20 protein-coding genes and 1 pseudogene are annotated in these 23987 nt (G+C 58.0%); 11 read left to right on the top strand and 10 right to left on the bottom strand.

The features are described 5' to 3' along the window. Positions 1 to 29 precede the first annotated feature (29 nt). Positions 30 to 2048, bottom strand: a complete 2019-nt coding sequence (locus HLUCCO03_RS18765; protein ID WP_027830369.1) for an oleate hydratase — start codon at positions 2046 to 2048, stop codon at positions 30 to 32. 101 nt (positions 2049 to 2149) lie between these two features. On the opposite strand from HLUCCO03_RS18765, the gene HLUCCO03_RS18760 reads away from it, so the two are divergent. Further along, on the top strand, positions 2150 to 3376 hold the full coding sequence (locus HLUCCO03_RS18760) for an ADP-ribosylglycohydrolase family protein (protein WP_051603738.1): 1227 nt from the start codon (positions 2150 to 2152) through the stop codon (positions 3374 to 3376). 3 nt (positions 3377 to 3379) lie between these two features. Here the strand turns inward: HLUCCO03_RS18760 and HLUCCO03_RS18755 are convergent, their stop codons facing one another. Then, entirely contained in the window at positions 3380 to 4228 is an 849-nt protein-coding gene (locus HLUCCO03_RS18755) for a DUF547 domain-containing protein (RefSeq protein ID WP_027830368.1), read from the bottom strand. Positions 4229 to 4318: 90 nt separating this feature from the next. After that, positions 4319 to 4942 carry a YbhB/YbcL family Raf kinase inhibitor-like protein gene (locus HLUCCO03_RS18750; protein ID WP_027830367.1) on the bottom strand — a complete coding sequence of 208 codons (624 nt, stop codon included), beginning with the start codon at positions 4940 to 4942 and terminating at the stop codon, positions 4319 to 4321. 112 nt (positions 4943 to 5054) lie between these two features. On the opposite strand from HLUCCO03_RS18750, the gene HLUCCO03_RS18745 reads away from it, so the two are divergent. The 3 genes from HLUCCO03_RS18745 (at position 5055) to HLUCCO03_RS18735 (ending at position 9021) form a co-directional block, all read left to right on the top strand. Then, positions 5055 to 5489: an ankyrin repeat domain-containing protein gene (locus tag HLUCCO03_RS18745; protein ID WP_027830366.1), complete on the top strand. Its 435-nt coding sequence runs from the start codon at positions 5055 to 5057 to the stop codon at positions 5487 to 5489. A gap of 143 nt (positions 5490 to 5632) precedes the next feature. Beyond that, positions 5633 to 7423, top strand: coding sequence for a GGDEF and EAL domain-containing protein (locus HLUCCO03_RS18740; RefSeq protein WP_051603737.1), 1791 nt, complete (start codon positions 5633 to 5635; stop codon positions 7421 to 7423). Continuing rightward, on the top strand, positions 7420 to 9021 hold the full coding sequence (locus HLUCCO03_RS18735; protein WP_027830365.1) for a PAS domain-containing methyl-accepting chemotaxis protein: 1602 nt from the start codon (positions 7420 to 7422) through the stop codon (positions 9019 to 9021). The genes HLUCCO03_RS18740 and HLUCCO03_RS18735 overlap by 4 nt, the downstream gene beginning before the upstream one ends. 31 nt (positions 9022 to 9052) lie before the next feature. Here HLUCCO03_RS18735 and HLUCCO03_RS18730 read toward each other — a convergent pair whose 3' ends face one another. Next, entirely contained in the window at positions 9053 to 9934 is an 882-nt protein-coding gene (locus tag HLUCCO03_RS18730; protein WP_027830364.1) for a putative RNA methyltransferase, read from the bottom strand. Between the two features lie 92 nt (positions 9935 to 10026). Between HLUCCO03_RS18730 and HLUCCO03_RS18725 the strand changes: the two genes are divergently transcribed. Together HLUCCO03_RS18725 and HLUCCO03_RS18720 are read left to right on the top strand one after the other, a co-directional pair. After that, complete coding sequence (locus tag HLUCCO03_RS18725; RefSeq protein WP_051603736.1) at positions 10027 to 10764, top strand: spermidine synthase; 738 nt, start codon at positions 10027 to 10029, stop codon at positions 10762 to 10764. Positions 10765 to 10902: 138 nt separating this feature from the next. Next, positions 10903 to 13005 (top strand): NosR/NirI family protein, encoded by a 2103-nt coding sequence (locus HLUCCO03_RS18720; RefSeq protein ID WP_027830362.1) that lies wholly within the window; start codon positions 10903 to 10905, stop codon positions 13003 to 13005. A 34-nt stretch (positions 13006 to 13039) separates the two neighbouring features. Here HLUCCO03_RS18720 and HLUCCO03_RS18715 read toward each other — a convergent pair. Continuing rightward, positions 13040 to 13129: pseudogene (locus HLUCCO03_RS18715) on the bottom strand (carboxymuconolactone decarboxylase family protein); the annotation flags it as partial. Between the two features lie 83 nt (positions 13130 to 13212). On the opposite strand from HLUCCO03_RS18715, the gene HLUCCO03_RS18710 reads away from it, so the two are divergent. From HLUCCO03_RS18710 to HLUCCO03_RS18690, 5 genes are all read left to right on the top strand, one after another. After that, positions 13213 to 13818 (top strand): TetR/AcrR family transcriptional regulator, encoded by a 606-nt coding sequence (locus tag HLUCCO03_RS18710; protein ID WP_027830361.1) that lies wholly within the window; start codon positions 13213 to 13215, stop codon positions 13816 to 13818. A 154-nt stretch (positions 13819 to 13972) separates the two neighbouring features. After that, complete coding sequence (locus tag HLUCCO03_RS18705; RefSeq protein WP_027830360.1) at positions 13973 to 15283, top strand: NAD(P)/FAD-dependent oxidoreductase; 1311 nt, start codon at positions 13973 to 13975, stop codon at positions 15281 to 15283. Positions 15284 to 15334: 51 nt separating this feature from the next. After that, entirely contained in the window at positions 15335 to 17050 is a 1716-nt protein-coding gene (locus HLUCCO03_RS18700; protein WP_027830359.1) for a potassium/proton antiporter, read from the top strand. Between the two features lie 90 nt (positions 17051 to 17140). Continuing rightward, complete coding sequence (locus HLUCCO03_RS18695; RefSeq protein WP_081813601.1) at positions 17141 to 17713, top strand: L,D-transpeptidase family protein; 573 nt, start codon at positions 17141 to 17143, stop codon at positions 17711 to 17713. Positions 17714 to 17942: 229 nt separating this feature from the next. Further along, a complete protein-coding gene (locus HLUCCO03_RS18690) occupies positions 17943 to 18224 on the top strand; it encodes an Lpp/OprI family alanine-zipper lipoprotein (protein ID WP_027830357.1) in 282 nt (93 codons plus the stop codon). A 63-nt stretch (positions 18225 to 18287) separates the two neighbouring features. Here the strand turns inward: HLUCCO03_RS18690 and HLUCCO03_RS18685 are convergent, their stop codons facing one another. From HLUCCO03_RS18685 to HLUCCO03_RS18665, 5 genes are all read right to left on the bottom strand, one after another. Then, positions 18288 to 19079, bottom strand: coding sequence for a slipin family protein (locus HLUCCO03_RS18685; RefSeq protein ID WP_027830356.1), 792 nt, complete (start codon positions 19077 to 19079; stop codon positions 18288 to 18290). A gap of 39 nt (positions 19080 to 19118) precedes the next feature. Further along, on the bottom strand, positions 19119 to 20603 hold the full coding sequence (locus HLUCCO03_RS18680) for a nodulation protein NfeD (RefSeq protein WP_027830355.1): 1485 nt from the start codon (positions 20601 to 20603) through the stop codon (positions 19119 to 19121). A 58-nt stretch (positions 20604 to 20661) separates the two neighbouring features. Continuing rightward, positions 20662 to 21729: a L,D-transpeptidase family protein gene (locus tag HLUCCO03_RS18675; RefSeq protein WP_027830354.1), complete on the bottom strand. Its 1068-nt coding sequence runs from the start codon at positions 21727 to 21729 to the stop codon at positions 20662 to 20664. 47 nt (positions 21730 to 21776) lie between these two features. Beyond that, positions 21777 to 22346, bottom strand: a complete 570-nt coding sequence (locus HLUCCO03_RS18670; protein ID WP_027830353.1) for a TMEM165/GDT1 family protein — start codon at positions 22344 to 22346, stop codon at positions 21777 to 21779. Between the two features lie 234 nt (positions 22347 to 22580). Next, a complete protein-coding gene (locus HLUCCO03_RS18665; RefSeq protein ID WP_027830352.1) occupies positions 22581 to 23972 on the bottom strand; it encodes a DHA2 family efflux MFS transporter permease subunit in 1392 nt (463 codons plus the stop codon). Between the last annotated feature and the right edge of the window lie 15 nt (positions 23973 to 23987).

Here is a 23987-nt window from a genome sequence, read left to right as displayed (position 1 = left end):
CTCCTACCCGAATAATCCCGGTTTTGTAGTTAACGACCCCCACGCAGTTTTCTCAAAACACCCTGAATCCAGTCCCTGGCCTCTTCCAGTGTGTGATTACCTTCGACAACACTTCGAAGCGCGTGGAACTGCTGTTCAAACAATCCGGGCCGGCTCAGCTCCTCGGCCTTCTCATCGGGCCCCAGCGGCAGGATATGCTCGAAGTAGGTGCCACCGAGAATGCGTCGCAGGAGGCCTTCGCCCAGAAAAGCTTCATCGTTGTTGAGGGTGCGGGTTGCCCGCAGCAGCCGACGGATATCGTACTGGCCGGGATAGATGTCCGGCACCTGTTTGTTGATACCCAGCAGGCTGTAGACGCCAACCCGGGCTGTTCGCACCGAGCTTTCCAGGGTGAACACCACATCGTTGTGGGTTTCCACAAACTGCCCCATGCAGGCCAGGTTCGTGCAGCCTTCCGGCACTACCCAGGGCCGGTCTCCAGCGGCACGCGGCATGAACTGCGCGGTGATATAGGGCATCAGCGCGATCCGGGTTTTCGTGGCCGCCATCACCTCGTCGAGTTGATCAATCAGGCCCAGGTGGTAGCACATCTCCGCCAGCACTTCCTTGCCGGTGCATTCGGGCATCGGCTTCTTCACATAATCGCCCGGCTTGTCCATCAACAGCGCGTAGGTCCAGAGCACGATTACGTCATCAGGCTGATCCGGAAAGTGGGGCTGCCGGTTGCAGGTGAAGCTCATCAGCCAGGCGGAATCCGTAAAGGTGATAATTCCGCCGGTTGCGGTAAAGCCGGAATAGGGATCGTTGACCGACAGTTCCCTGAGCTTGTCCATCAGGGGCGAGGGCTTGCAGGTAAGGGTGACCGACTCCCAGGTTGAACCGGGTATATTGCCGCAGAACTTCTCGGGCTTTCCGAACACATCGGATTGTTGCGCCAGGTTCTTCCACAACTGCCAGCCTGAACCGGGGCCTGCCTGGTCGCTTTCTTTGAGTTGCGGGGCCGTATCGTCATCGCCGTAGGCAGTGTCTTCGGTCATTGAGCCGGTGGTGACAAACACCAGATCGCGCTCGCCGACATTAAAGGTTTTATCTCCCTCACTGCCATGGCACTGGATCGCCGTGACCGTTCTGGTGCTCCCGGAGGTTTCCATCTCCAGGTTCTCGACAACCGTGTCGTACTGGATGTTAACGCCCTGCTCCTTCAGCCAGTTCATCAACGGGCGTACAAAGGTATCGTATTGATTGTATTTCGGAAAGACGAGCGAGGTCATGTCGTTAAGCCCGTCCATCAGGTGCAGGAAACGATGCATATAGAGTTTCATTTCAAGCACGGAATGCCAGTTCTGGAAGGCGAACATGGTGCGCCAGAAGGTGTAGAAGTTGCTGTTCAGAAACCCTTCACTGAACCAGTCTTCTACCGTGATATCGTCCAGGTCCTCTTTGCGCGCAAGCAGAAGCCTCACCACCTCAAGCTGTTGTCTCTTGGTCAGCTCCATGGTCGAAAAGTCCTTGATCTGGCCCTGCTTCTCCAGCAGCCGTGCCTTTGACCAGTTCTTGTCGGCATCATTTAAGATGCGGTATTCATCCAGCACAGTGAAAGGCTTTGGCAATTCCAGAGCCGGTATCTCCGAAAACACATCCCAGAAGTTCTGGTAGGTCATCTCCATTTCCCGGCCACCGCGCACGATGTAACCGTCTTCGGCGTTGCCGGCGCCATCCAGTGAGCCGCCCTCGATTTCCTGCTCTTCCAGGAAGGTGATATTGCCAGCAGGCATATGCCCGTCGCGGATCAGAAAGAACGCGGCGGACAGGCCGGCAATACCACTGCCCACAATCCAGGCGCGCCGGTCTGCAATGCCTTCGGTTGGGAGCGGGCGATTATTGACATAGGCACCGTGCAGGTCCGCCGGTGGCAGCGGTGTATCGATACCGTTGTGCAGGTGCCGGGAGGAGGCATCGGGTGTTACCGGAACGCCCTGTGCCTTCAGGGCCTCGATGTGTGCTTTCAGTTTTGAGGATGCGGTACGGGGGATATCTTGGTGAGCCATTCAGGGATCTCCTTTCCTGATCGGTGAGAATCCGTTGTAGTGTGAACGTATACACCCGGACCATAGGTGACATAGATCAAACTGACCAATGAGGATTTTCAATGAAAGGCAACCTGCCCAACGACAGAAAACCCGCAATGATCGCCGCCCTGGCCGGTGGCTGGGTGGCGGATGCCGCCAGCCTTGGGCTGCACTGGCTGTATGACAGCCAACGCATCCATGAGGTGGGCGGCCAGTCACCGGAATTCCTGCCTCCGAAAGCCGAGTATTTTACCGGTGGCTTCGGCTACTTTGCCCATGAAGGTAAACAATCAGGTGATGTCAGCCACTATGGGGCCGCCACCGGAGTACTCACAGACAGCCTTCTTGCGAATGAGGGCAAACTGGACATCCGGGATTACCAACGGCGCTTCCGGTCGTACTTTGGCCCTGGCGGGCAATGGCAGGGTTTCCTGGATAACCCTACCCGGGTCACCCTGAACAACCTCAACACCATTGAGCAGAAAGCCATTGAACAGGCCCAGGCGAATATTGACGTTGAACTGACCGACAAGCAGAAGCGTATTCTGGTACAGAAAGTCCTGCCCTACACGCGGCGCCTGACCGGTGACCAGCTGGCGGACCCGGTTCGCCGGGCCATTAACCTCACCTACAGTGAAACCGGGATACAGGAAGCCGGCGTTCACCTGGCAGAAACCATCGACCGCCAGCTGCTTCCGGAAAGCGGCGCCGATGATATGCAGCTGCCGGCAGTCTCCAAACTGCCGCCCCTGGTGGCCAGCTATTGCGGCAGCGACAAGCTGATGGATATTACTGAAGCCGCTGTGCGGGTGACCAACCACAACGACGAGGCTGTGGCCTGGGCAAGATGCGCGGCACGACTGCTTGAGCGCCTGTTCCAGGGCGAGACCATGTCAGTGGCGCTGGATGCAGCAGCCCCGGAAGCGCCAGATCGGGAGAGCCTCGAGAAAGCAAGGTCCTCCGGAACACAGCTGAATGCGGTAGCCGCCGGCGACACCTTTGGCCGCACCTGTTACCTGCACGAGGCCATGCCGGTGATCTTTCATATCCTCAGCCACGCCGGCAGCTACACCGAGGCCGTGCGCGCCAATATCCAGTGTGGTGGCGATTCCTGCGGGCGGTCCTGGATTATCGGGCCGGCCATGGCGGCCATCCACGGTGTGGGTGGAGAGCAAGGCATTCCCCTGAGCTGGCTGGCCCGGGTCAGCGATGCCGCCGATATCTACAAGAACATTGAATCCCTGGTAAACGGCACCTGGGCGCCCAAGGCTCGGGAAGAGGAACCTTCGGCCTGCCCGGTACGCTGAATTCTAACGAAATTCGGGGAAACTGGCGGGCCGGTTCAGGGCCCAGTCGTAATCAATAAACTCCATGGACGAGGTATCGGCAACACGGTCTGCCACGGAGGGATCGGCCCATTCCTCAATGAACGCCTTTCCCGAGCCTGCAGCTTCGGCGAAATCCTCTTCATACCACTTGAACAATTCAGTCACGTGAAGCGTATCGCCCTCAACCTTCAGGTGATAATCGGTATTGAACGCCCGCCGGGTGTTCTCTGCCAGCAGGTCCTCAAGGTTGTCAGCCGTATAGACAACATCCCGCAGAGGAGGGCATCCAACCGATGCACAGTTCACCGCAAAGTGAACCCGGGCGTCCTTCCAGCCCCTGTCAGCATAATCGTCGCCGAGCAGGATCTCTTTTTCCATCTGATCCAGACTGTATTCTTCGCCCCCGATGTCAAATTTCTCCCGCTCGAAGACATTGTCCTGGAAAGGATTCACCCGTCCTCCGTAGTCCCATACCGACGACACCAGTTTCCCGTCAGGTTGTTCTGACAGGATCTGATCGAGCATGAAGAAGTTGTAGGCGTTGATCCAGAAGGCAATGGACTCGTCGCGACCGTCAAGAGTCGATAGATCAAATTCGGCAAGCGCTTCCCGCTGCTCGGTCAGCCTTTGCCGGGTCCTGTCATGGTCGATCGCAGCGGCGTAATCGAAAGCGGACACCAGGCCATCGTCAGGCAGGTCTTTCTCGATGAGGAACGCCCCGATGAGCTCTCCGTATGGCCCGTAAACCTCTTTATTGGTCTCGGCCCGCGCAAAACCGGCAAAGGTCGTCAGCAGAATAATCAGTAATACAGACAGATGGTAAAAGCGCATGGCAACTCCTCACCCTGTGATGCATGAATGTTGCCCTCACTGACCCGGCAAAAGGCACTTTGTTACGCCATCACCATCTGTCCGGCTGAATCAACGCAGATCCGGATTCAATGTATAGGTGCCGGTGACCCTGGCACTGGCCAGCACATGGCCGGCCATGGCTTCACGCACTGCGGCACCATCAAATTCTCCATCCAGGCCCAGACTCTCCACGTCCAGGGCATGCACCTCGTAGTGGTAATGGTGAATGATCTCATCGTTCCAGGGTGGGCAGGGGCCATCGTAACCGGCATAGGTACCCGCCATGTCCGGATTACCGGCCAAAAACTGGGTGTAGTTGTTCACACCGCGAATACCGATCGGCCCCGGCCCGGGTTCCTTGCCCTTGGGAATGACCCCGTCGCTGTCCTCGCCCTCCGGAATACGGGAAATGGAAGCGGGAACATCCACCAGCAGCCAGTGGAAGAAATCCACCCGGGGGATATCCTTTGAAACCGTCTTGCCTTCCTGATTCACATCATCCGCAACGCTGGGTACGTCCGGGTCGAACATCATCACCACAAAGCTTTTGGTGCCCTCCGGAACCTCCTCCCAGCTCACTTCCGGATTGCGGTTGGGGCCGAAACTCATGTGGTCCTGTTCGTTGTATACGCCAAATGCAAACTTCTCCGGCACTGGCTGGCCTTCTTCAACACCTCGGACTTTGATTTTCACCGTTCTGCTCTCCTGTACTCTCAAGGGTTTCGTTTGCCTGATACCATGGTTTTAACAGTGGTATCGTAGGTCTGTCCAGAACCATACCTCCAGCTAATGTCAGGATGAGCCCATGAGCGATAAAAAACCAGCCAGCCCCCACGAACCGGACAGCCAGCAGGACAGGGACGCTATCGCCTTCGCCCAGGGGCTGTTCGAGCTGGCCAGAAACGGTGGAACCGGCCCGTTGAACATCATGCTGGAGGCCGGCGTACCCATCGATATCCGCACCAGTTCGGGGGACAGCCTGTTGATGCTTGCATGCCAGAACGGGCATCTGGAAACCGCGAGAATGCTGCTGGAGAGGGGCGCCAATGCCAACCTGCAAAACCAGCAGATGCGAACCCCACTCATGGCCGCGGCAATGGCCAATCGTGCGGACATAATCGAGCACTTACTGGAAGCCGGAGCAGACAAACAGGCCGTTGATTCGGAGGGTCATTCCGCATTGGATCTGGCAAAAACTTCAGCGGCAAAAGAAGCAGTTGAGTACCTCAAGCCTTCTTGAGGGGTCTGCCGAAAGGTCCGCCCCTTTAATAAATAACCTCTATCACCACCCCACATACAATCAATTATCTCTTTTGCAGGTATCGGTCATTATTCGCGCAATTCAGCCAGCATTCCGCCGGCTGCACTGTAGCGTAAAGACATATGAGTACGAATGAAGAAGCTCGCCTCTCAGTGTTGAGGCAGCTCAATCTGCTGGATACACCGCCCAGCGAGAGTTTTGATCGTATTACCCGCATGGCCAGCCAGCTGTTTGGCCTGCCGGTTGCCGCCGTATCCCTCACAGACCGGGACCGCCAGTGGTTCAAGTCCAGGGTAGGCGTTGATCACTGGGAAATTCCCCGCTTCAAGGCCTGCTGTGGCGAAGTGGCCGATACCAATGACGTTCTGGTGGTCAACGACCTGCTGGCATCAGACCACTATTGCGACAGCCCGCTCGCCGAATCGGGCATTCGCTTCTATGCCGGCGCCCCGTTAATCACATACGACGGCTATACCCTGGGTGCCATGTGTGTTCTGGGCAGAGAGCCCCGTGATATTACGGATCAGGAAATCAACATCCTGAGGGATCTCGCTGCCATGGTGATGGCCCAAATCGACCTTCAGCATGCCGTTGGTCGCATTGATCCGGTGACCGGGCTGCCAAACTATCTCAGCTATGTTGAAGACGTGAATGACCTTGCGCGGGACTTACCCGGCAGCCTGCGTTATGCCATCAGCACCGAAATTATTGACCTGAACCAGGCGAACACCCTGCAACGGGTGATGGGTCCCGCGTACCTTGACTCCCTGTCCCGGGCTGCCGCTCCGGTAATTCGGGAAGTATTGGGCGAACAGGCAAAGCTCTATCACATTGGCCCGTGCCAGTTCGCACACATCGAATACGGGGAAGAACCTTCCGTACTCGCCCGGGCCGAACGTCTGCGAGAGGCATTGCTCGGCATATCAGTCGAGGACTGCGCCCCATTCATGCTTCGTCCGGTGGTTGGCGTGGCACCATTCTGGCTCGGCGGAAAACAGCCGGATGCCGTCCTCCGCCTGGCCCACAGTGCCTGCCGTGACGCCCGTGAAGCCGAACAGGGAACTGGCCTCTATTCCGAAACATCGGACGCCAGATACCTGCGCAGTTTCAATCTGATTGCCGATTTCAGGGAGGCCCTCCAGGCCAGCGACCAGCTCCACTTGGCCTACCAGCCACGGGTGGATCTGGCGTCGGGGCACTGTGTCGGTGCCGAGGCACTGATCCGCTGGCAACACCCGGTATTGGGGAATGTCTCCCCTGCCGAATTCATACCACTGGTGGAAAACACCTCCATGGCGAAAGCCCTGACCGACTGGGTCATGCGCAACGCTATTCGTCAGGCCGCCATCTGGCACAGGGAAGGGCTGACATTGCGGGTGTCCATCAATATCGCGGCGGCCAACCTTGAGGAAGAAAACTTTACCGGGCGCCTGCTGGGCTATCTGAACAGCGAGAGCCTGACCTTCAAGGCCATTGAACTGGAGTTAACGGAAAGCAGCCTGATCGGCAACGGCCGGGCCGCCCGTGAACAGCTCGATAACCTGATGGCGCTGGGCATAAAAATCGCAATTGATGATTTCGGAACCGGTTACAGCAGCCTGTCCTATCTTCAGACGATTCCGGCCCATGTGGTGAAAATTGACCATTCTTTCATCACCAACCTGGATCGCCACATGCGCAGCCAGACCCTTGTCAGCTCCATGATCACCATGGCTCATGAACTGGGTTACACCGTAGTGGCAGAGGGAGTGGAGTCAGCTGCATCCCGATCCCTGCTGTTTTCACTGGGTTGCGATGAAATTCAGGGGTACCTGATAGCCAGACCCATGACCAGCGACGCATTCACCACCTGGTTAAACCATTTTCGAGACTGTTCCCCGGCCAGGCAGGCACAAGAGAGTATTACCCGATGAGAAGCAACCAACCGGTTACCCAGCGCAACGTACCCGTGGCACGGGATGCCAATATCCTTTCGACCACCAACCACAAAGGCCAGATCACCCATATCAATGATGAGTTCGTGGATATCAGCGGATTTACCCGTGAGGAACTGATTGGCCAGCCCCACAACATCATCCGCCATCCGGACATGCCCAGGGCAGCCTATGAAGAAATGTGGGGGCGACTGAAAACCGGCCGTACCTGGATAGGTGCCGTGAAAAACCGTTGCAAGAACGGCGATCACTACTGGGTGCAGGCCTATGCAATCCCGGTCACCGATGACCAGGGACAGCTGGTGGAGCTGCAATCCATTCGCTCGAAGTTGGACGCCGGGGCCCAGGCCAGGGCGGAGAAACTCTACCGGAAACTGTCAGAGAACGAGCCGAAAAAAGGCCCGTTGACCGCCGTAAAGCTGAAGCGCAGGGCCAGACTGTCATTCAAGCTGACGTTGGCCATGGCCCTGCTGCTCAGTGTCCAGCTCGTTGCCGCCTACCTGGGCAACAGCCTGACCGTGGCTACGGCAATAGTCTGGCTTGCCACTCTCGTATCCGGCGCGGGGCTGGTGGCCTGGCTGACAGCACCGTTCAATCGCACCGTCAGGCGCGCGCGAAAGGTGATAGACGATCCGGTCGCAGAAAAGATCTTTACCGGTCGGGTGGATGACATTGGCAGTATCGAGCTGGCCCTGACCCAACGGGCTGCCGAACTGGATGCGGTCGTCAAACGTCTCCACGATGTTATCGGCCAGCTTGATTCCGGCGCCGAGGAGACCATCAACCTCAGCAACCACGCCCACAGCGCGGTTCAGAACCAGTCCACCGCAACCGAGACCATCGCCACCGCCAGCGAGGAAATGTCCGCCACCTCGAAAGAGGTGTCCGCCAACGCTGCGAGCATGCTCGAGCAGGTCCGGCTTGCCAACGAGGGTGTAACCCGTGGTCGACGCCTTACCAGTGACACCCACGACAGTATGGAAGCTCTATCCCATGAACTTGGCGAAGCCTCCGGTGCTGTCAGCCAGCTGGCCACCGCCAGCCAGGGTGTTGCCACGGCGCTGCGGACCATTGGCGAGATCACGGAACAGACCAATCTGCTTGCCCTGAATGCGTCCATTGAAGCGGCCCGGGCAGGTGATGCGGGCAGAGGCTTTGCGGTAGTCGCCGACGAAGTGCGAAAACTGGCCCTGCGCACAAAGGAATCCACCGAACAGATCGAGGAAACACTGGGTGAGTTCGAGAAGACGGTTACCCGGGCGACGGCAACCATGGAGCAATGTCAGGGCCATGCCCGGACAACCGTTGAGAATGCCGACCGCTCCAACCAGACACTCTTGGAACTGGTGACCTTTATCGACCACATTTCCACCGCCTGCAATGGCACCTCTGCTGCCGCGGAACAGCAGCACAGTGCCTCGGAAGAAATTTCGGGCCGGATTGTGAGCATCAATGATCTTGGCGAGCAGGCCATGAACATAGTGCACCAGTCCCGTGGCGCGATGGAATTACTCAAGGACCAGATTGTGCAGGTGGGCGGCCTGGTTCAGCGCCTGCGCCAACGCAACCTGACCTGACCTGTACGGGACTGTGCTACAGAGTCCGGCCTCAGAGAGGGAGGTCGGACTGTCTGTTTTCCAGAAGGGGTTCGCGGACAAAACAGGTCAGGCGAACGTCAATGGTAACTGACAACGCCGTCAACTGTTCTGCCTCGTTGCGCCGCTCAGCCGTCGCCCTGTAGAAATGGGGAGTCATCGCCAGCAGATCGCGGATCGCCTCGTTCTGCTCAAGAGTCAGTTGATAACGGACCACGTCCGTTCCCGCTCTGGTAAAACCCTCGGGCACCGGTTGCTCGGCCGCAGCGTCGGGCTTCACGGTCTCATAGACAATTTCCCGCAACTCCCGCAGATGATCCGGGCCCGCATCCGCCTGCACCAGAACACCACCCGGCTTCAGTACACGGGAGAATTCCCCGTACACCGGAAACCCGAAAAGGCAGAGCACCCGGTCCAGACTATCCGACAGAACCGGCAGACCGGCATTACTGCCCACCACCCACCGCGGCCGTTTGTCCTGCTTGGCGGCTGCCAGAGTCGCCCACTTGGATATATCCAGCCCCACCAACGCCAGCTCGCAGCGATCCTCTGCAGCCCTGGCCAGTTCTCGAAGGTAGTAGCCTTCACCGCACCCGGCATCCAGACAATTCAGGGTAGCGTGTTCTTCAGGTACGTCAGACAGGGTAAGCCGGCTTACCGCATCGGCGATGGGTTGGTAATGGCCGCCTCCGAGGAACCGGCGGCGCGCCGCCACCATCTCCTTGCTGTCGCCGGGGTCGCGGGAACGTTTTTTCTGGACAGGTAACAGGTGCAGGTAGCCCTGGCGGGCCACATCATAATTGTGTCCCGCCGGGCAGCGCCAGGAAGCCCCGGCCTGGGTCAGGGGATCGCCATCAATGGGACAGGCCAGCGCCGTAAAGGGGATCACACTCATGGGGCTGACACCTCCGGCCCGGCCCGCAGGCTTGAGAACCGGCTGGCAAATGCCCAGAATAGCGATGCCGTATTCAGACGAGGAAAGCCACCGTGAAGGGCGAGATTATCCATTACACCCGGGACGCGCTCGGTGGCATTCTGGTGATCGACTATCGCAAGCATCGGGTAATGACCTTTGATTCGGTGTTTGAACAGAGCAAGATAGACCGCCGCCAGCCTCATCTTCCCGTTCATGAATACAGCCGTGCCATGTTGCTGCCGGTTGCCTTTGTCCGGCCCGCCCACGCCACCATTCTGGGCCTCGGTGGCGGAGTAATGGCCAGCGCACTGCTTCATCTGTTGCCGGACTGCCAGGTTCATGCCGTTGAACTGCGCCCCAGCGTGCTGCAGGTGGCCCGTGAATATTTCAGCCTGCCGGACTCGGCAAACCTGGCAATTACCACCGGCGATGCCCGGGATGCCCTTGGCAAGGCGCCGGACCGCAGTACCGATCTGATCCTCGCGGACATGTATAGCTCCGACCGTATGAGCCCCACCCAGGCCCGGCGGGAGTTTATCAGACAATGCAGCCGGGTTCTCAGCGCCAGCGGCTGGCTTGCCATCAACTATCACCGCACGCCAGACATCAACGGCCCGCTGTTCCGCCAGCTCCGCGGTGAATTTGCCGTTCTGCTGCTGTTCAAGAGCAAAACCAACAACACGGTGATATATGCCAGCAAGCGCCCCTTCGAGCTACTGCATAGCAAAGACCCGGCACTGACCCACCTGGAAAAAAACCTGCCCATCGACTGGCGCCGGCTTATGGCGAGGGTTATCCGTCTTACCTGAGCAACCTCAGGGCGCGACCATCGGCCTCCGTTTCTCCTCACAAAGTAGCACGTTGACAGCCCTCAGGTAGCATTGTGTCGGCCCGGCAAAGCTCTAGCATTGACCTGACCAACAACAAGAAAACTCTGGAGAGATGCCATGCCCGGGCGGCTGTTGCTGCTGTTGGTTCTTATCTGCTTTGTTCCGGCGGCGCAGAGTGCGCTGGACGACAACAAGCGTGCCATGATCCAGGACCTGTTCCCCAAGGCCACGGAAATCGGTGAGCAACTGCCGGATTATCCGGTCTATCCCGTTTATCAGCTGCAGGAATTGCTGGGTTACGCCTACGAGTCCCTCGACCTGAGCCGCCTCCAGGGGTTTGCCGGCAAACCCATCAGCATGCTGATCGGGCTGGATACCCGCGGCCGCTTTACCGGGGTCCGTATCCTCAATCATCACGAACCGGTGTTCCTGCACGGGCTTGGCGAGGAGCCCCTGTTCGAGTTCATCGCCCAGTACCAGGGCCGCTCACTGACAGAACAGATCGTGGTCAGCACCGGCGGCAACCGCTCCGGCAAGGATGCCGATGGCAATGTGGTGCGTTTTGACGGCGTGAGCAAGGCCACGGTATCGGTTCTGATCATCAACGATACCATCCTGTCATCAGCCCTCAAGGTGGCGCGGGAAAAACTGGACGGATTCAGCCAGGAGGCGCCAACCCGCGCCAGGCCCGACTTCTACGAGCCACTGTCGTGGTCGGAACTGGTTGAGCGGGGATACATCGGCCACTTCCGTATCAGCCCCGACGATTTTGAGAAACAAACCGGGCTGGCCCTTTCCGACTATCCGGAAGCTCCGCAACCTGAGCCCGGTGAGCCCTTCACGGAACTGTTTTTCGGTTACATCAACGCCCCCATGGTGGGTCGTAACCTGCTGGGTGATGAAGGCTATGCCCAATTGAAAGAACGAATCGGCCCGGATGCCCATATTATGGCGGTTATGTCCCGGGGCCTCTATCCCCATCTGTCCGAAGACTTCACCCCTGGCAGCTCACCGGACCGCCTCGGGTTAAAACAGAACAACCTCTCCGTCGAGATCCGCGACATCAACGTGTTTGATCAGAACATCCGCCTCAGTGCCGATGGTATGCCGGATGTGGCAATGGCCTCACTGTTCCGGGTGGGTGGCAATGCCGGATTCAACCCGGGCGCCGGATCCGAGCTGAAAATGAGCGTGACGCTGCGCAAAAACCACCTGGTGGCCGACAGCGCGAAAATCGATATCCCCGTCGCCTTTGCCGATGAGTTGTTTGAGGCCGTCGAGGTTGCTCCAAGGCCGGAGGATTCTCGCCAGCCGGTATGGATCGGGCTGTGGAAAGAACGCTGGCTGACGATTTCCATACTGGTCACCAGCCTGATCATTCTGACGGTCTTTTTTGCCCGCCAGCGCACCCTGAGCCGCTATCCGAAACTGGTGCACCGCTTCCGTTGGGGTTTCCTGTTCTTCACCCTGTTCTACATCGGCTTCTATATCCAGGGCCAGCTTTCGGTGGTGAATATCTACACTCTGTTCCTGGCCATCTGGGACGGTTTCTCCCTGAACGTGTTCCTGATGGACCCGGTGTTGTTCATTCTCTGGACCTATACCTTCATCAGTCTCTTCATCTGGGGCAGGGGGCTGTTCTGTGGCTGGCTGTGCCCGTTTGGCGCCCTTCAGGAGATGGCTGCGTGGCTGGGGGAGAAACTGAAGTTCCGGCAGGTGAAGGTGCCGGAGAAATGGCACCGCCGGCTGATCCTGCTGAAATATCCGATTCTGCTGGTACTGGTTGGTACTGCCTTTTATTCGCTGGAGCTGGCGGAAAAGCTGGTGGAGGTGGAACCCTTCAAAACCAGCATCACACTCTTCTTTGTGCGCTCCTGGCCCTTTGTGGTCTATGCCGTTGGCCTGCTGGTGATCGGCATGTTCATTCACAAGTTTTATTGCCGTTACCTGTGCCCGCTAGGAGCAGGGCTTGCCGTGCTTGGCAAGCTGCGCCTGTTCAGCTGGCTGGACCGGGTCGAGCTATGTGGCAAACCCTGCCAACACTGCAAGAACAGCTGTGGCATCAACGCTATCCACAAGGACGGTCGCATTGACTACAACGAGTGTATCCAGTGTCTGGAGTGCGTGGTAATTCTGAAAGACGAGGATCAGTGCGTGGACAAGCTGCTACAGAAAAAACGCCAGCGGCAGGCCAATATACTGGCCACGGATGCGGGCTGAACCGCACCCGTGGCGCATTGCCCGAACGGGTCGGCTAGCGGTTCTTTGTCCATTCGAACTTTTTGAACGGCTCATCGACCGGTGTTTCGGCAATATGATTGATGTAGTTGCTCATGGTCTTCTGTCCGCAGGTACACTATCTGTTTTTGAGCGATCATTCAGGCTATCATCGAGGTGTTTAAAATTGACGGAAGTTGGCAGGTACCCATGGCCAGAAGTGCTCGCTACGATCGACAGACCGCCCTCGCCAAGGCGATGAACCTGTTCTGGGAAAAGGGCTACAGCGGCTCGTCCATGAAACAGATCGAACACGCACTCGATATGCGTCCGGGCAGTATCTATGCAACCTTCGGGAGCAAGGACAGGCTGTTCGGTGAAGCCCTTACCGCCTATGCGGAGCAAGGCGGCGAGGAGCTCAGGCAGCACCTGGCCGGCTACTCATCAGTGCTGGATGGATTGCAGGATTATCTGCGGCAAATCGCTGTGCAATCGAGCCCAGGGAATGAAGCCCCTGCTCGCGCCTGCATGATTGTCAAAACCCTGCTGGAAGCAAGCAACACCAATGCGGCGATTGCCGATCAGGTGAACGCGATCCTGGGGAGGATTGAAGTGTCTTTCCGGGAACTGCTGGAACAGGCAAGATCCCGGGGCGAACTGATACCGGGTACTGATTGCGCCAGGCTGGCAAGGTTCCTTCAGGCCCAGATTATCGGCCTTCGTTCCTTTGCCCAGCGTGATACCCGGGCAGAACATATCACTGATCTTGCCGAAGACATGGCGGCAATACTGGATCAGTATCGCGCCCGCCACTAATAATGGCCCAAAAGCATAGGTACTAACGGCGAATTGTACGCTGCACCATCCCTGCGTTAGGATCATCTGCTCCCGATTTCCTCTTCCGCAGTGTGGACAGCCAAGGGCTTTTTGCAAGAGCTCTTGGCTATCTTCACTTCAGGAACCTCGTGTTATGGAAAACCTTCATCACATCGTCGTTGTGGGCGGCGGCGCAGGTGGCCTTGAACTGGTTACCCGCCTTGGCAACAAACTCGGAAAAAAACGCAAAGCCCGTATTACGCTTGTGGATGCCGGCCTGACCCATGTCTGGAAGCCGTTACTCCATGAAGTGGCATCGGGCTCCCTTGATGCCAGCGCCAACGAAATCAATTACCGGGCCCACGCCCGCAAGCACCATTATGAATTCCAGCTGGGCCGAATGAACGGGCTCGACCGTGATGCAAAGCAAGTAGTGATTGCTCCCTTCCTCGACAGCGAAGGCAGGGAAGTGGTGCCAGAACGTCGTATTGAATACGACACTCTGGTCATCGCCGTGGGCAGTAACGCCAATGATTTTGGTACACCGGGCGCCCTGGACAACTGCCTGTTCCTGGACAGCCTGAACCAGGCCCGGCGCTTCCACAACCTGATGCTCAACGCGTTTCTGCGCAAGAATCACGATGCCCAGTCCGGTAATAGCCACGCACTGCCCATCACCATCATCGGTGCCGGTGCCACCGGTGTTGAGCTGGCTGCAGAGTTACGCCTGGCTTCCAGGGAACTGCCGGTTTACGGCATGAACCACCTGCGGCCCGAGGATGTGTCCATCACGGTTATCGAGGCGGCCGAGCGCATACTGCCGGCACTTCCGGCACGGCTGTCGGCGGCCGCAACCCGTGAGCTGGAAAACCAGAATGTCAGGGTTATGACCGGTCAGCCGGTCAGCGAGGTGCGTGAAGGCACCCTGATCATGAAAGACGGAACCGAACTGGTCTCCGAAATGACCATCTGGGCAGCCGGCATCAAGGCCCCGGCGTTTCTCTCCGGGCTGGGTGGCCTGGAGACCAACCGCAGCAACCAGATAAAGGTCCGACAAACCCTGGAAACCACCATCGACCCGGACATTTTTGCCTTTGGCGACTGTGCGGAATGCCCCCAGCCAGACTCTGATCGCCCGGTACCGCCCCGTGCGCAAGCAGCCCACCAGCAGGCCGATGTCCTGTTCAAGACCCTGCGCAACCGCCTGCAGGGCGAAGAGGCTGTGCCTTTCGTGTATAACGACCATGGCTCGCTCATCAACTTCAGCCGCTACACTACCGTGGGCAACCTCATGGGCAACCTGTCTGGCCGCAGCATGTACATTGAAGGCAAGGTGGCTCGGCTGTTTTACCTGTCCCTGTACCGCATGCACCAGGTGGCCCTGCACGGTTTCCTTCGCACCGGTGTTATCTGGTTGATGGACCGGATTACCCGCGCCATGCATCCGCGCCTGAAACTGCACTGATACCGGTTTCAAGCTGTTATTATCGAAGTACATTCCCGGACCGGAGCATGAATGGATCCGATTCTAACCCTGATCGGTGCACTGATGCTGGTTGTCAGCATCATGCTCAGCCCGCTGTCCAGCAGGCTGGGTATGCCGGTACTGCTGATTTTTCTCGTTGTCGGCATGATGATGGGGGAGGACGGCCCGGGCGGGCTGCTGTTCGACGACTTTGAACTGGCCTTTCTGATCGCCAACCTTGCGCTTGGTGTGATACTGCTGGACGGTGGTATGCGCACCCGGGCGGAAACCTTCCGTGTCGGGCTGCGCCCGGCCCTGGTCCTGGCCACCTTCGGCGTATTCCTGACCGCCACCGGTGCCGGCCTGGTGGCCTGGTGGGTGTTCGATCTGCACTGGCTCACTGCGCTGCTCATTGGCGCCATTATTTCCTCCACAGACGCAGCCGCGGTGTTTTCGCTGCTTCAGGGCCGCGGCCTCCATCTCAACGAACGGGTCAGCGCCACCCTGGAAATCGAATCGGGCAGCAACGACCCGATGGCGATTTTCCTCACCCTGATGCTGGTCACCATGATTGAAGCCGGTGGCGCGTCCGAAGGCTGGATGGCCCTGGTGATGCTGGTCAAGCAGTTCGGCATTGGCGGCGCCGTGGGCGTGGCGGGTGGTTTTATCGTCGTGGAGCTGGCCAACCGCATCAGGCTCACGCCGTCGCTTTACCCGCTACTGGTAGTGGCCGCCGGCATCATGGTGTTCTCTGGCACCAATGCCCTTGGTGGCAGTGGCTTTCTGGCCATCTACCTGACCGGTGTGGTCATCGGCAACCGGCCAGTGCGTATGATGCCGATGATACTCCAGGTTCACGATGGTCTGGCCTGGCTCGCCCAGTTGTGCCTGTTCCTGATGCTGGGCTTGCTGGTGACACCATCCGAACTGTTACCCCTGGCTGGCGGGGGGCTGATCCTGGCATTCGCCCTGATTTTCCTTATCCGGCCAGTCACGGTATTGATCACGCTCTGGCCCTTCGGCTTTAATCGCCGGGAGCTTGGATTTATCAGCTGGGTGGGCTTGAGGGGCGCGGTCCCTATCGTACTGGCGCTTTTTCCTATCATTGCGGACATCCCCCAGGCCCAGCTGATATTCCATGCGGCCTTTTTCATCGTGCTGGTATCACTGCTGGTCCAGGGCACCACCATGGCGCCCCTGGCAAGAAAACTGCGCCTTGAGGTCCCCTCCGGAGAAGACCCGTATCGGCGACTGCCACTGGATGTGCCGGCAGCGGGGGACCACGAGTTGATGCTGTTTCCCCTGCGGGGAGAGGTATGGGAAACACCCAGGCCCCTGGGCCAGCTACGCCTTCCGGACAACACGGCAATTGCCGGCGTTTTCCGCAAGCGTACCTGCCTCCAGCCCAGCCCCGACGTGGAAGTGTCCACCGGTGATGTATTGGCCATGTTCGCAACTCCGGCGGCCCTCCCCGAGTTGGGCAAGGCACTCAGCGGTCGCCATGCCCCCCGTTACCTTGCAGAGCGGGCGTTCTTTGGCGACTTCGTGCTTAACGGCGATGCGCTGCTCGGTGATGTTGAACAGGTTTACGGTATCGAGTTTGACCAGTTGCCACCGGAGCTGTCACTGGCCGAGTGTTTCGCCCGCCGCACCAAGGGCCACCCGGTTATCGGTGACAAGGTCATACTGGGACCGGTCACGCTGGTCGCCCGGGCAACCGACGCAGACAGGGTGACCAAGGTGGGCCTGAAAATGGACAACCAATAAAAATCTTTAACAAAATCACGTCAAAACGTTGGTTTGGTTAACAAAGTTCCTGTGCTATAAAGTGTACAAACATTAATGATTGATACTGCCATGCCATCGAAGATCTCATCGCCAGCGGCCTGTTCGGGCCTTAAAGCCAGGGTGATTGCCTGCCTGACGGCTGCCGCCTGCCTGCTTGTTCTGGCAGGTAATCCGGCGACAGCATCCGAGCTGCCCATGGGCGCCATGGCGGAAGCACCGGAAGTCAGTGAGGTACTGGTTCGAAAGGAGGAGCGGCGGCTCTATCTTATTTCCGGCGAAGAGGTTGTTCGCAGCTATCGCATCGGCCTGGGTGACAATCCTTCCGGCCACAAACTCTACGAGGGAGACAAACGCACGCCGGAAGGCGAGTATGTGCTGGACTGGCGTAATCCCGACAGCGACTTCTACAAATCCATTCACATTTCCTATCCCAACAAACAGGATCGTGAGCAGGCTTCTGCCTGGGGTCTGGACCCTGGGGGCAGTATCATGATCCATGGCCTGCCCAACGAGGCCGGTGACATGGCATTTGCCTATCTGGGCCTCGACTGGACGGATGGCTGCATCGCCGTCAGTAATGAAGAAATGGATGAAATCTGGCAACTGGTTGCCGACGGAACACCGATCCGGATTGTCCCCTGAAAGCACTGATCTGACACTGTTCTGTCATCGTAATTCGTTGCTGGAGCATTAAGTTGTTGTCATAACCTAGGAACTTTTACGTATCCTTAGTTAACATTTCCGGCTAGAGTGTTTTACACTGTTTAACGACGCCGTTAGCAGAAAATGCTATCGGCCCGATTTCAACAGAATGTCTGCACCAATGACATCTGGAACGCAGGAATTAAAACGACTAATAAGGGGATTTACAATGCGTAAACTGACGATCGCAGGGTTTGCAATGGCCGCCGCACTGACCGCAGGTTGTGCGACTACCGATGAAGGCGCTCTCGAAGAAGCCAATGCAAATGCTTCTTCCGCCGAGCAGACTGCTGAAAACGCACTGAATACAGCCAACAGCGCCAACAGCTCAGCCTCTTCCGCCCAGGAAACGGCTAACGAAGCTCTTGCTGCTGCCAAGGCTGCGCAAAAGTCTGCAGACGAAGCCAACGAGCGCGCCAAGCGCATGCTCGAGCGTGCCAGCCAGAAGTAAGGCAGTCACGTAATGAAAAGGCCGGGATTACCGGCCTTTTTTGTGCCTTGAATTCCGTTCCCGTCAGGAATCGTCGTTATCGTTCTTTGGTGTCCTGGATGATGGCTTCCCCATAAAAGTCGACATCATTTCCATGGGTAGCGGGAACACAATCGTGGAGCTGTTATTGGTGCTCATATCGGCCAGGGTCTGCATGTAACGCAACTGCATGGCGCCTGAATTGGTCGACATGACTTCTGCGGCCTCCACCAGTTTCTTCGATGCCTGCAATTCGCCCTCGGCGTGAATGACCTTCGCGCGACGCTCACGTTCCGCCTCAGCCTGTCTTGCAATGGCGCGAATCATGGATTCATTCAGGTCAACATGTTTGATTTCAACATTGGCCACCTTGATGCCCCATTCCTCGGTCTGGGAGTCAATGATTTCCTGGATGTCGGCATTGAGCTTGTCACGCTCTGACAGCATCTCATCCAGATCGTGTTTACCCAGTACCGACCGCAACGTAGTCTGGGCCAGCTGGCTGGTTGCCGAACCATAATCCTCCACCCTGATAATCGCCCGCTCCGGGTCGACCACCCGGAAATACAGCACCGCATTAACCCGCACTGTCACGTTATCCTTGGAGATCACGTCCTGACTGGGCACATCCAGGGTGATCACCCGCAGATCGACCCTCACCATCTGCTGGATACCGGGAATGATGATGATCAGGCCGGGACCTTTCACTCCCTGGAAGCGGCCGAGGAAGAACACGACACCACGCTCGTATTCAGGCAGGATCTTGATCGCCGATCCGAGGATCAGCAGCAACACCACCGTGGGTGCAATATAGGGAATCAGGTCAGTGATATTCATAACGCCTCCTTGGTCGACTGTTTATCCGGATATCTCCAATCACTCTGAATCATGGGCTGGTGGCTCGGCTTCAACGTGCACCGTCAGGCCCTCGATAGCCGTTACGCGCAACCTGTCTCCGGCTTTGACAGGCGCGTCGCTCAGGGCGTTCCACCGTTCTCCGTTCATACGGACATGGCCGCGATAATGACCATCATGCTTCCGGAATCCATCCAATGCCGTTACCCGCTCATGAACAATCTGCTCACTGCCGCTGACCGGGTGTTTCCGGCGCAAACCGATAAAGCGGATCACCGTCCATAATGTGAAGCCGGCGGCAACCAGTGCCGTGCCTCCGATCGTGGGCAGGGAAATCTCCTGGTGACTGCCGTCCATCAGAATGATGGAACCCGTCACGAAAGCAACGATGCCCCCCACCCCTAATATGCCGAAACTGGGCATGAACGCCTCGCCGACAATAAAGGCCAGCCCCAGCAGAATCAACGCCAGGCCCGCGTAGTTGACCGATAACACCTGGAATGCAAACAGGGCAAGGATAAGACTGATGGCGCCTATCACACCGGGGAAAATGGCGCCAGGGTTGGAGAGCTCAAAGATGATGCCGTAGAACCCGATAATCATCAGGAAATAGGCCACGTTCGGATCAGTAATCACGGAGAGCAAACGGGTTCGCCAGTCCGGATCGGCCCGGGTTATCTCCATGTTGGCGGTCGCCAGGGTTTTTTCACCTTCTGCCATTTTCACGTTACGGCCGTCCAGTTGCTCCAGCAGGCTGGCCATGTTGTCCGCAACCACGTCTACCACGTTCTTTTCCAGGGCCTCCGTTGCTCCCAGGTTGACAGCCTCTCTCACCGCCTCTTCCGCCCAGTCGGCATTGCGACCGTGACGTTCTGCCAGTCCACGGATATAACTGACGGCATCTTCCAGAACCTTGCGCTCCATGGCCGAGCCTCCCCGCCGTTTTTCGGGCTCGGCGTCACTGCCGGAAGACTCTTTGCCACTCTCCTGCTCCGTGTCACCTTCTGACCCGGTTTCCTCACTGTCCTGTTGTGGCTCTTCAGTGCCGGGTAGCCCGCCCATCTGCACAGGGGTGGCAGAACCCAGATGGGTGGCTGGTGCCATAGCGGCGATATGACTACCATAAAGGATATAGGTACCGGCACTGGCAGCGCGGGCTCCGGCGGGAGACACCCAGGTAACGACCGGGACCCGGGAAGAGAGAATTTCCTTGATAATGCCGCGCATGGAATCCATCAGGCCCCCCGGCGTGTCCATCTGGATGATGAGCAGGCCGGCGCCCTCGGATTCGGCACGGCGGATGCCCCGCACCACATAATCCATGGTCGCGGGGCCGATGGCACCTTCGACGGTGAGCACAAGACCAGTGGAAGCTTCGTCTTCCTGTTGCGCGAATACGGTATGGGTCAGCGAAGCCAGCGCGAGTGCCAGACCCAGCAGGAAGGTGGCCAGCCACCATTGCAGGCGGCGGGAACGAGTCGATCGGGTGGCATGGTTCGCTTTCATCTTTCCTCCCTGAACCCGTTTATCGGATCCGAGCAAGCGATTCAGCTGCGGGTAATGCTCAGAACCAGAGCTGTTGTTCCCTGTCCGCGTCGCCATCAGAGGAAGCCTTTTGTGGCTCCGGGATCTCGTTGGCAACCCGGGTGACCCGCTCGCCAATCATGCGCGGAAGTCCGTCGGCCTGATCCAAAGCCAGTTCGATGGCCCTACGCTGTACCTCCACGCCGGGCCTCTTTCTCCGGAACTCCTCAACCGCCTCTGAAACTTCACGCCAGAGTCGGTCACGATCCTGTTCGCTGTATTCCTCTTTCGGACGATGTACTTCAATCCAGACTTCATTGTCTTTCACGCCGATCTTCACCGGTTCCTTGATGACCCGCACAGGCGTGCCTTTACTGACTTCATATACAAACCGGGATATATCTTCATTATACATCCTGAAACAGCCATGGCTGACCTGCATGCCAACGCCGAACAGCTTGTTGGTGCCGTGAATCAGGTAGCCTTTTTCACTCAGCATCAGGGCATGGGTCCCAAGGGGATTGTTGGGCCCGGGAGGGATCATTCTGGGCAGATAGTCACCTGATTCCTCGTATTCAGCACGAATGCTGGCCGGTGGATACCAGGCCGGCGATTCCAGCGGCATGGTCACTTCAGCATCGGTCAGTGGCGACGGGTTGTCTTCTGTTCCAACACCCACCGGATACACCTGAACACCGTCTTCGGTAAAATAATACAGCCGGTATTCCGCCAGGTTGATCACGATGCCCTCGCGCTTTCCATCGGGCAGCACATAGTGCCTGGGTACGGTAATCTGCGTACCCTCGCCAGGCAGCCAGGGGTCCACACCGGGATTGGCTTTCACCAGTTCCAGGTAGCCCAGGCTGTCGCGATTACCGATCGCCGCGAAGGTATCCTCATAGCGGGTCGACATAACCGACAGCTCGCCTGCCAGGTCGCCTTCAATGGCAAATGTGGGTACGCGAGGTTTCCTGCTGGCCTCTTCTTCCAGCTGCTCGGCGCTGAGCTCGTCACCGGTAGCCTGTCGCTCGGATTCTGCCTGCAGGGGAGTCGCCAGCGCCAATGCCAGCCAGGAAACAACAAAGCCAATGAACTGTTTACAAACCATATATTTCAATTCCGGTATCCGGCACCCCAGGTTACTGACACGCCGGTTCAAACCGACATCACGGCTGCCCATAGAGTGACAACCGCCAGAACTACGAACAGAATACTTGCCCCGATCCGGGCTGTCGCCAGTGGCAGCCGATCCATAAGCCATTTACCAGCCATGATAACCGGTATATTGGCCAAAAGCATTCCAACGGTGGTGCCGAGAATAACCCAGAAGGTTTCGTTATAGCGTGCCGCCAGAACCACCGTCGCCACCTGGGTTTTATCGCCGATTTCCGCCAGGAAGAACATCACGGTGGTTGCCATGAAAGCCCCCATGCCGAGGAAGGCGGAACCTTCGCTGTCGTCCTTGTCGGGAATCAGCAGCCAGAGCGCAATGGCCACAAAACTGACAGACAGAATCCAGGGCAACCAGGCTGCCGGAATCCACTGGGCTATCCAGGCCCCGAGCAGGGCTGACAGGGCATGATTCAGTATTGTCGCGACGAAAATACCCAGGATGATGGGCAGTCGGCTGGCGTAGCGGGCAACAAGGAAAAGTGAGAGCAACTGGGTCTTGTCGCCGATTTCGGCAACGGCAACCGCGAGGGTTGAGGCTAGGAAAGCGTCCATGAAAAACTCCGGGGCGGACATCCAGACATGAGGCAGCCCACCGTCCGCCCAATGGAGGTGAAACTGCCTCAGGTCTTGCCAGTTTCACCATTGCCCTGGTGAAACATGATAGCCACGGAGATTGAGCTCCAAGTATGTTGACTACCATCCGCGCCATGACAATAACCGTGCTGGCGTGGAGGCTACTCCCCTGAAGAGTGCGGGAATGTTAATCAATTGGAGTGGGAATGACAACTATACCCGCATTTTCCATACCGGTATCGCCGCCACCGCCACGAAAACAGCTACCAGCCACCAGGCTGAGTGGAAGGCATCAATTGTCGGCACTCCGCCACTGTGATCACCGAACTCGATGGTCAGTGCCACGATATTCACCCCAAAGGCGCCGCCGAGCTGCCGGGTAAAGTTAATCGTGCTTGAGCCGGCGCCCAGCTGTTCCGGGGCCAGTGGATTCAGCGCACCGGTGGATAATGCCGGCAGCATGAAGCCAATACCGATACGGCCCAGTACGGTCCACAGAGCCAGCCAGCCGAATGCCAGCTCCAGATCAGACAGCGCGAACAGGACCGCCGAGGCGGCAAACAGCGTCATTCCGAAAATGACCAGCTTACGGGCGCTCATCCGGTCTGCCAGGCGCCCTGCAAGCGGAAAGGTCATGCCCAGCACGATGCCTGCCGGCAGCATCAGCAGGCCGGCCTGGGTGGCGGAAAACCCGAGGGATGTCTGAACGAACAGCGGCACAAGATAGGTGGAACCAAACAGGGCCAGCCCCAGCGCCATGGCGCCCAGGTTGGCGTAAACAAAGCTGGGTTTGCGCAACAGGTCGATGTTCACCAGGGGGTGCCGGGCCTTGCGCTCCCGCACTGCAAACAGGACCAGAAGGACAACAGCCACAATGCCTTCAATGAGTATCCGCCCTTCCTGCCCCGAGTGCTGCTGCAACCGGTTGAGGGCGTCCAGGGACAATCCGATGGTGGTGCCCAGCAGCACCAGCCCGGGCAGGTCGAACCGGTAAGGCGCCGGGCGGGAGACGGGTACCGGCAGGAAACGCCAGGCCATGAACACGCCGGCCAGGGTAACCGGTACCGGCGCAAACATGACGAAGCGCCAATCCAGCTGGTCCACCAGAAAGCCACCCAGAACCGGCCCCAGGGCCGGCGCCAGTATAACCCCCATGCCGTAGATGCCCATGGCCTGACCACGCCGGTTGCGGGGAAAGATCCGGAACACCAGGTACATGCCCATGGGCTGCATCAGTCCCGCCATGGCGCCCTGCCCGATACGGGCAGCAATCAGTTGCTCTGGAGAAGCAGCAAAACCACCCAACAGGGATATGAGGGTAAACAGGAGCATGGCCGTAGCCAGGGTCTTGCGCACTCCGAAATGGTCCAGCAACCATGACGAAGCGAGCATGGTGGTTGTCATGGCGGCAATAAATCCGGTGGCCAGCCAGTGGACCTGGCCCTGGCGGATACCGAATTCCGTCATGATGTCGTGCAGGGCAACATTTACCACGGTGGCACTGAGCACGGTTGCCATGGTGCCCAGCATCACCGTGGCCACCGCCAGCCAGCGCCAGCGTTCTCCGTATCGGGCTTTCAGCCCCTCAACCGTGTTATCACTCAGACCAGCAGCCCTCCA

The organism is Marinobacter sp. HL-58 (assembly GCF_001314605.1).
Lineage (GTDB): Bacteria > Pseudomonadota > Gammaproteobacteria > Pseudomonadales > Oleiphilaceae > Marinobacter.
The sequence above is the reverse complement of the archived record's forward strand: the minus strand, read 5'-3'. Positions and strand labels throughout refer to the sequence as shown.